Raw genomic sequence first — 12,278 nt, 5'->3', positions numbered from 1 at the left:
ATCACCCCGGCACCTAGGTGAATATGCGCTCCGCCCATACCCCCAAACCCGCTGCCACACTGCCAAAGTGATCACCATCGACAATCGCTATATCGTCGCCAAATAATTCGCGCACCACTTGGCGAATGAGCGGCGATTTGGCGCTGCCGCCAGTGATATAAACGATGTGCGGTTGCACACCCGCCTGCCGCGTTGATTCACTGATCAGCGCGGCGATTTTTTGCAACAGCTGTTCGCTGACGTCGGCGTAATCCTGCGCGCTGCACTGCGGCGCCAAGCCTTCCTCGATAAAACCCAATGGAAAACTGTGATGCGCTTGTGCCGAAAGTGCAATTTTACCCAGCTCTGCCTGGCGCACCACGGCAAAATTATGTTTGCCTTCGCGCATTTTTATAAAGCGCACAAGCAATTCCGGCTCATGGGTTTCGCGGGTTAATCGCTCCAATAAAAAACCGGTTTTGGCATCGTAAAAATCAGTTTGTGCGCCTATATCGTTAATAGCCATCGCATTCACAAACGGCATGAGCGGCATGGGTAAGCCAGTTTTTAATGGCGACAACATACCAAAATGGGGCATCAATATTTTTTGCGCGAGCTGGATATCAAAATCGTTACCGCCGATACGCTCACCGGTGTGACCGAGAAAATCCTGCGCCCGATCCAGTTGCTGAATATGCTGCGGGCCCATCAGCACCATTGAGCAGTCGGTAGTACCACCGCCCACATCGACTACCAATACCGTTTTGTTTTCGGTTAAGCGTGTTTCAAAATCAAAACCGGCGGCGAGCGGTTCAAACAAAAATTCTATATCGCGAAAGCCAATACGTTTTGCTGCCGCCGCCAAAATCGTTTGCGCTTGAGCATTACTTTCCTGCGCATTAATACCTTGAAAGTTAACCGGACGACCAATCACCACTTGGGTGATATTGTTTTGCAGCTGCTGCTCAGCGCGGTTTTTAACGTTGAGCATCATGGCAGCAACTACATCTTCAAAAAAATCCACTGACTGCTGGCGCAAACCACTTGCACCTAAAAACGATTTAGGCGATTTAATAAAATAACCTTCACCTGGCGCAGAAATATAATGGTCTATCGCCTCCGCGCCAAAAAAGATTCCCTCGCGCGCATGATCAAGATCATGTTCCATTTTTCCTGCGCGCGCCTGACTTAACAGCGCCGCCCGGCTCTTGGCATAAGCGCGCTTATCCGCATCATCGCTCAATTGCGTTGCCACCAACTCGGCGATGAACGAACGCTCCAAGGCGTAGAGGGTAGAAGGTACAAACGCGTCATTACCGTAGAGCGGGATTAATTGCGCTTGCCCTTCATTGATAAATGACATAGCGCAATTGGACGTACCGTAATCAAAACCAACAAACATTACTCACCCGTTAAATAGCGACGCTCGAGGTGCGCCTTAAAATAGCTGGCATTCAGCGGCTCGCCGGTTGCAGCAATCATTAATTCATCGGTCGAGCGCAAACTCGCTTGCGACCAAATATTCACGCTCAACCAAGCGAACAGTTCGTCTAAATCGCCGGCGGCAATCTTACTACGCAATTGTGGAATCATACGCTCTGCCGCAGCGAATTCCTGCGCCGCATACATAGCTCCCAAGGTGTATGAGGGGAAATAACCAAAAGCGCCGCCCGCCCAATGAATATCCTGCATACAACCGTTGCGATAATTTCCTTGCGTGGACAGGCCTAAATAAGCCTGCATTTTTTCGTCCCACAAGGCAGGAATATCATCCACTTCGATATGCCTTTCAATCAGCGCACGCTCCAATTCATAACGCAAAATTACATGGGCGGGATAGGTCAGCTCATCGGCATCCACGCGAATAAAATCGCGCTTAACCCGAGTATTGAGTGCGTAAATATTGTGTGTACTCAACGCCGCATCTTGCGTGCGCGCCAAAAATTCTGCCGCCATAGGTGCGAGCAATTGCGCAAATTCCGCTGAGCGCGCCAATTGCATTTCAAAAAATAAACTTTGCGACTCGTGCACGCCCATCGAACGCGCCTCACCTACCGGCAAGCCCGCCCACGCTGCGGGCAAGTTTTGTTCATAGCGCGCGTGACCGGTTTCGTGGATTACGCCAAACAGCGCTTTCATAAAATCGCTTTCGTCGTAGCGGGTAGTAATGCGTACATCCGTCGGCACGCCGCCACAAAATGGATGAGCACTTACATCCAGGCGGCCGTGATTAAAATCAAAGCCAAGCAGCCTCATTGCCGCCAGCCCCAATTCTTTTTGTTGCGCGATGGGAAACGGCCCTTGCGGGACGATAACTTTTTGTGTTGCCTGCAGCGCTTCCGCGCGCACAATAAAATCCGGCAACCAGGTTTTTACCTCGCCAAACAATACATCCAGCGTTGCACTGTTCATGCCCGGTTCGTAGATATCCAACATGGCATCATAGCTACTCAACCCCGCTGCCGCCGCGCGAATAGCCGCCTCCTCCCGCGCCAATTCCACCACCTTGGCAAGATTGGTTTTAAACCCCGTCCAATCGTTATTGGTGCGCTGTTCGCGCCATGCGTGCTCACATTCGGAATTGGCCAGCGATTGCGCCATCACCAATTTTTCCGGCAACAACGTCGCTTGTTGCCAGCGGCGCTTAATAGCAGCGAGACTTGTTTTTTCGGCGGGCGATAAACTTTCATTTTCCGCCGTCGCAATCCAGTCGCCTAATTGCGGCGCCGTTGTCAGTTGATGAATTAACACCGACAGCTCGGCCATGGCTGCACCGCGGGCATCGTTACCGCCGGCAGGCATCATCGCTGCCTGATCCCAGTGGCTGATAGAAGCGAGGTGTTCAAAGTGGGAAATTTTGACAAAGTGTTGCTGCAGCTGTTGATACGACATAGGAACTCTCATTCACATTGACTGGCGCGCAGAAGCGCCATGTTGATCAATTCAAGGATTTATTCGCACGCAATTGCTCAGCCATCAAATCAATAAAGCTGCGAATTTTGGTGGAAGTATAACGCCCCTCACGATGCACAATATGAATTGGCACAGGAGCGGTTTCGTATTCACTCAATAAAATTTTCAATTTGCCGGAATCAATTTCGGGGGCAACCTGATAGGACATCAAGCGGGCAATTCCCAAACCACGAACCGCCGCTTCAATCGCTGAATCATTACTGGAGACGCTCAAGCGCGGTTTGATGCGCACAACCCAAGGCGTTTTATCCTGCATAAAACGCCACTCAACATTCGCACCGAGACTGGTAGCTACGATGATCGAGTGCCCCGTCAGCGCATCCGGATTTTCAGGTACCCCCTGACGGGCAAGGTAATCTGGAGACGCACAAAGCACACGGCGCACACGACCCACGCGCAGCGCATTAAAACTGGAATCGCCCAGTTCACCAATGCGCAGTGCAACATCCACGCCCTCTTCCAATAGATTCACTACGCGATCAACGAACAGTGCCGACACTTCAGCCGCTGGGTAGCGCTGCAAATAATCGACTATCGCCGGCATAACATAGATCCGCCCGAACAATACCGGCGCGGTCACGGTTAAATGTCCACGCGGCTCGCTATTAACGCCGATGGCCGCCTCGTCCGCCTCATCGGCTGCCGCAATTACGCGCCGGGCATCATCCAGATAACGCTGCCCGGCATCGGTTGCACGCACATAACGTGTGGTGCGATTTAGTAGCCTGACCCCAAGGCGAGCCTCCAAATCAGCTACCGCCCGTGTGACAACCGGAGGTGATATTCCCAACCGCCGCGCCGCTGCCGCAAAACCCTCACATTCGGCAACCGCCACATAGATCTGCATTTCAGTAAGTCTATCCACGGATTATTCCTTTTTTGGAAACAATCAATTAATAAACGTGAGTATTCTTTACACTGCTAGTGGTTGGCAATATGAACTTCCACCCATTGCTATTTATCTCAACAGGAACACACCATGAGCCGCATCAACACAGTAACCGACCTCACCGCATCCGACGAACAGACCGCGCTGTTTAAAGCGATTCAGCAAAAAATTGGCATGGTGCCGAATTTTCTGCGCGTACTTGCCAATTCCCCCGCTGCGCTGCGCGCCTTCCTTGGCTTACATGGAATTGCCAGTGAAGGCAGCCTGGATTTACTAACCCGCGAGCGCATCGCACTGGCGATCGCACAACAAAATGCGTGCGACTACTGTTTATCTGCGCATTCAGCGATTGGAAACCACGCGGGCTTAAATCCAGCGGAAATAGATGCAAATCGCAAGGGCACCAGTCAGGACACCAAAGCCGCTGTGGCAGTAAAACTGGCGCGCTCGCTGCTTGAACACAAGGGCGAGATTACGACTGCAGAACTGCTCGAAGCGCGCAATGCAGGTTATTCAGACGCAGACATAGTAGAAATTATTACCCATGTGGGAATGAATTTATTGACGAACATTTTAGGCAAAGCCAGCCGCGTGGAAATTGATTTCCCGAAAGTGACAGCTAACAGCTAAACCGGCGCACCTATGCAAATGATGCTGGCAGGAAATTTTTAACGAGGTAGTTATATGTCGCGTGCATTTTCTGATATCACTTTCACACCCAGCGTCAAAGCCGCTCAAGAGTTTTATGGCAGCCGGGAGGGAAATCGCAATTTCGAATTGGCGAACGAGCAGCGCAACAGATTAACGGAAACCGAAATTCAATTTATTCGGGCACGCGACAGTTTTTATCAGGCAACCGTGGGCGAAAATGGCTGGCCTTATGTGCAGCATCGCGGCGGCCCTGTTGGCTTTTTAAAAGTGTTGGATACAAGCACAATTGGTTTTGCTGATTTTCGTGGCAACCGGCAGTATCTCAGCGTGGGCAATATTAGCGCCGATGAGCGAATCAGCCTGATACTGATGGACTACCCACGACAGCGCCGGTTAAAACTCTGGGGGCGTGCACGTATTGTGCATGAGGCTGAACAACCAGAGATTCTTGCTGCCGTAGAAGATCCCGCTTATCGCGCCCGCATTGAACGCGCGATTGTAATCAGCATCGAGGCGTTTGATTGGAACTGTCCGCAGCATATTACGCCGCGTTTTTCTGCAGATGAAATACGGGCCTATATCGACCCCATCATCGCCGAGAACGAAAATTTAAAACTCCAATTACAAATGCTGCTGAAAGACCAAGCCCCCCGTTAGCCTGCAATTGAAAAAGGAAATATAGCTATGACTAAATCTCGTCCACCCTAGCCTCCGCTTCCACCGCAGAGAATAACCCTGTGATCACCTCGGGTACAAATGGGCGACCGCGCTCATTGAGTGAGGTGCCAGTAATTTTGGCGGAGAGCATTAATTTATTGTCGCGCTTACGATAGATATTTTGCAAAAAATCAAACCGCACCCGCGATGACAGTTCAACATTTACCGTGACATAAAATTCATCGCCACTCACCAGCGGCAATTTGTAATCCAACTCGGCGCGCACTACTACCAAGTGAATTTTCTGGCGCGTCAGCTCGGCAAAATCCACACCTTTGGCAAGCAAGTATTCGTGGCGGGCATGCTCCAAATAATTTTGGTACACGCTGTTGTTCACTATGCCCTGCATATCGCATTCGTAGTCGCGCACTTTGAAATCGAGCGTAAATAATTCCTTATCCATCACCATTGCCCTTATTTAACGACCGATGCAAATACATCGAAATAAGTCGGGAAAGTTTTGGCGGTACATTTGGGGTCGTTAATGCGCACTGGCACGCCGCCAAAGGTCGCGAGCGAAAAGCACATCGCCATACGGTGATCGTCATAAGTATCAATCGCCGCATTCGGGATTAAATTTTTCACCGGCGTAATACGCAGCCAATCGTCGCCCTCTTCCACAATCGCCCCCAACTTGCGCAATTCAGTCGCCATCGCCGAAATACGATCGGTTTCTTTCACGCGCCAGCTGGCGATATTGGTCAAACGCGAGGGGCCATCGCAAAACAACGCAACTACTGCAAGGGTCATGGCTGCATCGGGAATATGATTGAAATCGCGATCAAAAGCTTTAAGCGGCAGCGAGGGTGCCGAAGCCTCAATCCAGTTCTCGCCTTTGGTGATGGTCACACCGATTGCTTCCAGTGCATCGGCAAACGCTACATCGCCCTGAATGCTGTTAGCGCCTACGCCCTGCACCCGCAACGGGCCGCCGCCAAGAGCGCCAGCGGCAAGGAAGTAAGACGCCGAGGACGCATCACCCTCCACAAACACTGTGCCGGGGCTGGTATAACCAGTCGCCGCTGGGACCGTAAAACGCTCCCAACCATCGCGCTGCACAGTTACACCGAATTGCGCCATCAGTTTGAGGGTGATTTCAATGTAAGGCTTGGAAATCAGCTCACTCACCAACTCGATGTGAGTTTCTTTGCCGGTCATGGGCAGCGCCATGAGCAATGCGGTAAGAAATTGACTGGAGACATCGCCGCGAATTTTGATACTGCCGCTGGCAGCGATTTGCGCCGGCTTGATCAACAGTGGAGGAAAACCTTCCTGCCCCAGATAAGTAATGTCCGCGCCGATTTGACGCAGCGCATCCACCAAATCGCCAATCGGGCGCTCGTGCATACGCGCCACACCGTGCAACTTATAAGTACCACCACTCAACGCCAGCGCTGCGGTCAGCGGGCGAAATGCCGTACCGGCGTTGCCGAGGAATAAATCCGCCTCTTTATTAGGAAAACTGCCGCCGGTACCTACCACACGGTAATCCATCTCGCCAGTTTTGGTCACACTCACACCCAGCGCCGCCAAGGCTTCCAACATCCGGTCGGTATCGTCAGACTTCAGCAGATCACGAATATCCGTCTCGCCCTGCGCCAATGCCGCCAGCAGCAGCGTGCGATTGGAGATACTCTTGGAGCCGGGCAAATGCACAACGCCCTGGGCGCGGGTAACGGGAGCGAGATCGAGAAATTCCATCGTGAACCTATTTATCGGTGGGTTTGCGGGATGAGTTAGGCAAGCAATAAAACAAAGCGCGCATGATACCCCCATCCGCCGCCGCTGGCATTATCACAAAGGTGATTTTTGGGGTTGACAGCACGCCCTTCAGTCGCCAAAATGCGCGCCTCATTTATGGCTAGATAGCTCAGCCGGTTAGAGCACAGCACTCATAATGCTGGGGTCGGCGGTTCAAGTCCGCCTCTAGCTACCATATTTGATAAAGCCAGCTTGGTGAAAACCTCGCTGGCTTTTTTATTGGATTGAATTTGGTCAAGTGTTAATACGGCGCACACTTACAGAAGAAGAGTTTCGCTAATCCTCCTTCTTCCCCATCAAATCCTTCAAATTCGCAAAAGGGTTGTGCGTGGCGGGTTGGATTTTCTTTTCGGTGGTTGCGCCATAGAGTACGTATTCGTGGAACTTGGTATGTTCGTGGTCGTGGCAGTAGATGCAGAGTAATTCCCAGTTGCTGCCGTCGGCGGGGTTGTTGTCGTGGTTGTGATCGCGGTGATGGACGGTGAGTTCGCGCAGGTTGGAATAAGTGAACTCACGTGCGCAGCGGCCGCAGACCCAAGGGTACATTTTTAAGGCGCGATCCCTATAGCCCTGCTCTTGTTTTATATAGGTCGTGGTGCGGCCAAGTTTGTCGGTGGTCATGTGTGCGCCTGCTGATGGAGTTATGAGCAAAGGTTATGTAATTTGGCGTATTGCAGGAGCATGATAGTTTTTCCGTCCATGATCTCGCCCGATTTAATCATCGCGTAAGCAGCATCAAACTTGAGCTCAAGTACTTCAATATTTTCTTGCTCATGCTCCAAGCCACCACCTTCGGACACTTTCATATTTTCGCTATATTCCGCGATAAAAAAATGTACGATTTCTGTAACTGACCCAGGCGACATATAGGCTTGAAATATTTTTGTTACCTTTTCGATTTTATAGCCGGTCTCTTCTTCTGCTTCCTTTTTAATACAATCTTCAGCATTGTGTTGATCGAGTAAACCGGCGCAGGTTTCAATCAACATGCCGTCGCTATTGCCATTCACGTAAGTCGGCAGACGAAACTGGCGCGTCAGAATTACTGTGCCTTTGTCGGTATTGTATAAAAGAATGGTTGAACCATTACCTCTGTCGTAGGCCTCACGCTCTTGTTTACTCCACTCACCATTGGGTTTTTGATATTCAAACGAATATTTGTTCAAGGTGTACCAATTATCGGAAAGCAGGGTTTTAGTGAGGTTTTTGATCTTTGCGGGCATGCTTTTCTCTCATTCATGGAATAGAATCGGCCAACGGATTTTGGCAACACTATAATCGAAAGCTCAAGGAGGAACTATGCAGAAACTGTTAATCATTTCTACCGCACTCGCGGCGTTAAGCCTGCCCACACTAGCCCTCGCCAATGACTGCGGTCAGTGGCAATCCAAATTAAAATCCACCCAGCGCAAACTTAATAATGGTGGTAATCAAAGTCAGGTCAGGCAGTGGGCCAAGGAGCGGGATTATTATGCGGAAACGCTGGATAGATGTAATAAAAAAGCGGGGACACATCGCTGGATTGAAACGGCGAACAATCCCTCAACCTCCCGCCACACGCCTACGCGCGGTAAACGCGAGAAGCCGCGTGCGCTAAATACTGAAAATCCACAGCTGCAACAAATTATTGCGACCTGCAATTATTGGATCGACCAGTACAACACCAATGCCAGCGACACCAATTACACCTACCAAACCACGGCATGCCGCCACGCAGACCAGATGATGGCAGAGGCCGACTCGCCGCCCACAAAACACAACACCTTCGCGCCGACACGTTCACTCAAGGAATGCGTAAAACCTGACAATCGCATTGATGAAGATGTAAAACGCTGTATGCAGGGGCAAATGGAGCCGCAGTGGCGTGTGAACCGATGAAAGCAAACGCATATCAGACTCGCTGGCGCTCTGCTTTTCACAAATTAAAAGTGATTTAAACGCCAAACAAATACTGTGCACCTAAAAATTTATGCTACTGCGTAAAAATATCGCACAGAAGATGATTTAGGCGACATAAATTTTATTTAGCTTTTTGCTGGGACACAAACGGTGGTGTCTTGTTTGGCGCTTCATTACTCTAGGTCAGCAAATGAACAATTCATTTGCATAACCGACCTTTAAACGAATGAGGATTCAATCATGCAAACTACTAATTCTTCTGTTGCTTTCCGTGCTGACGACGTTCTTAACAGCTTTCCAACTGCCAAAGCCTGGCCAATTGCGCCGCAAACTTACTATCAAAAATTTGAAACGTCGCTCAAGCATTCCAATGCAACACAGAACGTGTATTTCTCCAACTTTTTTGAATGGCAAGGTGCAGTGAGAGAGCGCTGGTTCTTTGAGTGCATCTCTAACGATATGCTGCAAGATCAAGGCGTATTTATTACCAAACGCGCGCACAATGAGTACCTGAAAGAGGCCTTCCCCTTCCAGACAGTCACCTGCTCACTCAATGCGTTTAACATTCAAAAATGTTCGTTCTACTTGCTGTTCAGCTTTTATATTAACGATGAACTGGCATCACGTGGCTATCAGCAAATCGTATTTGCCGACAAGGAAAAACGCATTGCACGCCTGCCCGACCAAATCATCCGCAAGATCAAAAAGTTTGAGCGCACGGATATCGATTTGGACGATTTGAAGTAAACCGCACAACGCTTTAACCAGCGACAACCCGGCATAACAAAATGAAAAGGGTGCACTTATAACTACGCTGATAGACCACATCCAACGTCTTGGCTGCTATAACTGTAGCCAGGACGTTGCTTTTATCGCGGATTAGCCACAGCAGATCGCGGGATTAATCCCACGAGCGGCTGTATAAAAGCAGATCTTTTGTATATATTTAAGTCAGGCGCCCAACAATAACCCTCAACCGCCACCATCAACGCATTCGCCGATAACAGGACACCACCTTGAAATCCAAGATACCGCTGTTTTTTTATCCTGCACAAATCGTGTTTATTGACGACAATCCGGATTTTCTTGCCTCGCTGGATATGGTTTTTTCCAACGAGTACAACCTGAAGCTGTTTGATAATGCCCTATCCGCCCTCGAGTACATTAATGCCCCCAAGCCGGCAACCCGTTCAAGCCACAACAAAAACGCCCCTGAGCTTGCGGGCGACTCCGACAAGTGGGTCAAAAAGGTACTCAATCATTCCCACTTAAAACAGCGCAACAATGAGCGCGACATGGAAATCTCCGTGGTGGTTGCCGACTTCTCCATGCCGTCACTGAATGGCATTGAGTTTTGCAAAAAAATAAATAATCCGGCCATCAAAAAAATACTTTTAACCGGCCATGCCACACCCAGCGACGCAGTCACCGCATTTAACGAAAATATTATTCATTACTACATTAAAAAAAGTGATGAGAACATGCTGGAACAGCTGACCAACGCCATCAACAAATTACAAAATGCCTACTTTCAGGATTTAACCAGCCACATTAAAAATGAAGCAGTAGATGTAAACACACCGTTTTTTGCCGACGCAGAATTGGCCGATTATTTTCAAAAGGTATGCAGCGAATTGGATGTCAAAGAATATTTTTACCTGTCCAATCCCTCGCGCTTTACCTTGCAAACACGCGATGGCAGTGAATCACTCTGCTTGATTTACACCGAAGAGGATATTGCCGAGCACTTGAAAATTCTGGAAGAAGAGGATGCACCCAGCGATTTGATCCAGCGCATTGCCTCTCGTGACTTCATTCCCCTGTTCAACTCAGAGGATGGCTTTTACGAACCGGAAAGTTTTAATCACAGCGTGAATATTTATCCCGCACAGAAAGTAACAGGCAAAACCAATTATTACTGCGCCGTTATTCCGCAACATGAAATATGCACCGCACAACCGCACATCAGCCCTGTCGCCAACCGGGGCAAGTTGCACTAACACTTGCCCTGGCGCTACGGCGCTTACTTTTTAAATGACAAGGTAAAGCGGGTGTATTCGCCCAGTTTGGATTCGCAGGTAATATTGCCGCCAAAAGATTCCATCACCTTGCGGCAAAATGTCAACCCTACACCCGAGTTGTTGCTGCGGTCTTTGGTAGTAAAAAAGCGATCAAAAATGTGCGGCAGAATTTTTTCATCTATGCCAACACCATTATCCAAAAACTCCAGCCGATTACCCGACTGATCTGCAATAATAGTAATATTAATGCTGCCGCGCTCTTTGCCGCGCAATGCATCCAGCGAATTTTTAATCAGGTTGATCAATACAAAGGTGAGAAATTCGTTAGAGGCCAACACCACAAAATCGGCCTTAACATCGACGTTAACGATCTTTTCTGCATCGTTTTTATAAGGCACCCGGCTCACCGCCAACTCCACGCATTCCTTCATGGAAAAATGTTTAAAATCCTTTTCATTTAAATAATGGGCGGTGGTTAACGCCATGAGCATGTCGATGGCGTGATTAGCCTGCACCACCTCGCGCTCGAGAATTTTGGCAGTGCGCCCCAAATGTGCCAGCGTTTGTTCGCTGATTGACTGCTTCAACAATCCCTCTTCGCGCGCGAGGTTATACCCGGCAATCAGTTCCGGTAGATACTCGGTCAATACCCGCGCCTGTAATTTTAACGACGCCAGCGGCGTGCGCATTTCATGGGCGATACTCGCCACCAGCATGCGCGAATCATCCATCGCGTGGTAGCGCACAGTGGCCAGCGCAATCAAGCCCAGACCTACCGCGATAAACACCACACCGGGTGGGTAAAATTCAAAACCGTAGTTGCATAAATAATCCACCGCCGAGAGCGAGAAAATCAGCAGCGCTACACTGCAATATTGCAGCTTGGTTTTCTCACCGGCTTGCACCAGTTTTTGTTTTTGATAGGCGAGATACAGCCCGTAAACCACCACCGTACTGGTCTGCAACACATGCAGTATGTGCAAAATGCCAGCCTTAGGATAAAAGCCCCAAAAATAATGGTAGTTGCCATTAATGACCAGATCCGTGGTGACATGAGTTGCAGCGAGAAAAATAGAAAAGATATAAGAGGCATAGACTTTGCGTTTATGGTTTTGCTGCCCCGTCAACTCCACCAGAAAATGAAACAAACTGGTCGGCAAAAATAAAATCAGCAACCAACCCAAATCGATCAGGTTTTGCGCCAGCTTTTCGTTTTCTACCTGAAACAAAATCGCCCATACAAACTGCCAGAAAAACGTAGTGATACACAGAATCAAAAACGCAGCCGTCACTCGGTTCAAGCCTTTGGAGTGCGCCACATAAAGGCCGAAGAATAAAAATAGAAACGCCACTATGGCGGGTAATATCGAATACATGGGTTGTCAGCT

The 12,278-nt window shown here is 49.4% G+C and carries 13 protein-coding genes and 1 tRNA gene; 6 read left to right on the top strand and 8 right to left on the bottom strand.

The window, feature by feature from the left end; all coding sequences use genetic code 11:
- Positions 1 to 13: 13 nt before the first annotated feature.
- From yegD to O59_RS16310, 3 genes are read right to left on the bottom strand one after another with little or no spacing between them, the layout of a single operon-like run.
- Complete coding sequence (gene yegD / locus O59_RS16320) at positions 14 to 1,381, bottom strand: molecular chaperone (protein WP_007644592.1); 1,368 nt, start codon at positions 1,379 to 1,381, stop codon at positions 14 to 16.
- Positions 1,381 to 2,871 carry a carboxypeptidase M32 gene (locus O59_RS16315; protein ID WP_007644590.1) on the bottom strand — a complete coding sequence of 497 codons (1,491 nt, stop codon included), beginning with the start codon at positions 2,869 to 2,871 and terminating at the stop codon, positions 1,381 to 1,383. Before O59_RS16315 ends, yegD begins: the two co-directional genes overlap by 1 nt.
- Before the next feature lie 46 nt (positions 2,872 to 2,917).
- Positions 2,918 to 3,817, bottom strand: a complete 900-nt coding sequence (locus O59_RS16310) for a LysR family transcriptional regulator (RefSeq protein ID WP_040393200.1) — start codon at positions 3,815 to 3,817, stop codon at positions 2,918 to 2,920.
- A 114-nt stretch (positions 3,818 to 3,931) separates the two neighbouring features.
- Between O59_RS16310 and O59_RS16305 the strand changes: the two genes are divergently transcribed.
- Both O59_RS16305 and O59_RS16300 read left to right on the top strand, forming a co-directional pair.
- The gene (locus O59_RS16305) at positions 3,932 to 4,471 is read left to right on the top strand and encodes a carboxymuconolactone decarboxylase family protein (protein WP_007644583.1); all 540 of its coding nucleotides are present in this window, start codon (positions 3,932 to 3,934) and stop codon (positions 4,469 to 4,471) included.
- Between the two features lie 54 nt (positions 4,472 to 4,525).
- Positions 4,526 to 5,149, top strand: coding sequence for a pyridoxamine 5'-phosphate oxidase family protein (locus O59_RS16300; protein WP_007644581.1), 624 nt, complete (start codon positions 4,526 to 4,528; stop codon positions 5,147 to 5,149).
- Between the two features lie 31 nt (positions 5,150 to 5,180).
- On the opposite strand, the gene O59_RS16295 is transcribed toward O59_RS16300, so the two are convergent.
- On the bottom strand, positions 5,181 to 5,612 hold the full coding sequence (locus tag O59_RS16295; protein ID WP_040393199.1) for a thioesterase family protein: 432 nt from the start codon (positions 5,610 to 5,612) through the stop codon (positions 5,181 to 5,183).
- Positions 5,613 to 5,623: 11 nt separating this feature from the next.
- Positions 5,624 to 6,910 (bottom strand): 3-phosphoshikimate 1-carboxyvinyltransferase, encoded by a 1,287-nt coding sequence (gene aroA, locus O59_RS16290; protein ID WP_007644578.1) that lies wholly within the window; start codon positions 6,908 to 6,910, stop codon positions 5,624 to 5,626.
- 158 nt (positions 6,911 to 7,068) lie between these two features.
- Between aroA and O59_RS16285 the strand changes: the two genes are divergently transcribed.
- Positions 7,069 to 7,145 (top strand) — tRNA-Met (locus O59_RS16285).
- A gap of 101 nt (positions 7,146 to 7,246) precedes the next feature.
- Here the strand turns inward: O59_RS16285 and O59_RS16280 are convergent.
- Both O59_RS16280 and nudK read right to left on the bottom strand, forming a co-directional pair.
- Positions 7,247 to 7,591, bottom strand: coding sequence for a YajD family HNH nuclease (locus O59_RS16280; protein ID WP_007644577.1), 345 nt, complete (start codon positions 7,589 to 7,591; stop codon positions 7,247 to 7,249).
- Between the two features lie 20 nt (positions 7,592 to 7,611).
- Positions 7,612 to 8,193 carry a GDP-mannose pyrophosphatase NudK gene (gene nudK, locus O59_RS16275; protein ID WP_007644576.1) on the bottom strand — a complete coding sequence of 194 codons (582 nt, stop codon included), beginning with the start codon at positions 8,191 to 8,193 and terminating at the stop codon, positions 7,612 to 7,614.
- A 76-nt stretch (positions 8,194 to 8,269) separates the two neighbouring features.
- Between nudK and O59_RS16270 the strand changes: the two genes are divergently transcribed.
- From O59_RS16270 to O59_RS16260, 3 genes are all read left to right on the top strand, one after another.
- The gene (locus O59_RS16270; RefSeq protein ID WP_007644575.1) at positions 8,270 to 8,848 is read left to right on the top strand and encodes a hypothetical protein; all 579 of its coding nucleotides are present in this window, start codon (positions 8,270 to 8,272) and stop codon (positions 8,846 to 8,848) included.
- Between the two features lie 261 nt (positions 8,849 to 9,109).
- Positions 9,110 to 9,616, top strand: coding sequence for a thioesterase family protein (locus O59_RS16265; RefSeq protein ID WP_007644574.1), 507 nt, complete (start codon positions 9,110 to 9,112; stop codon positions 9,614 to 9,616).
- 269 nt (positions 9,617 to 9,885) lie between these two features.
- A complete protein-coding gene (locus O59_RS16260; protein ID WP_007644573.1) occupies positions 9,886 to 10,869 on the top strand; it encodes a response regulator in 984 nt (327 codons plus the stop codon).
- A 23-nt stretch (positions 10,870 to 10,892) separates the two neighbouring features.
- Here O59_RS16260 and O59_RS16255 read toward each other — a convergent pair whose 3' ends face one another.
- The gene (locus O59_RS16255) at positions 10,893 to 12,266 is read right to left on the bottom strand and encodes a sensor histidine kinase (protein ID WP_007644572.1); all 1,374 of its coding nucleotides are present in this window, start codon (positions 12,264 to 12,266) and stop codon (positions 10,893 to 10,895) included.
- Positions 12,267 to 12,278: the final 12 nt, after the last annotated feature.

This window comes from Cellvibrio sp. BR (genome assembly GCF_000263355.1).
Classification (GTDB): Bacteria; Pseudomonadota; Gammaproteobacteria; order Pseudomonadales; family Cellvibrionaceae; genus Cellvibrio.
The sequence above is the reverse complement of the archived record's forward strand: the minus strand, read 5'-3'. Positions and strand labels throughout refer to the sequence as shown.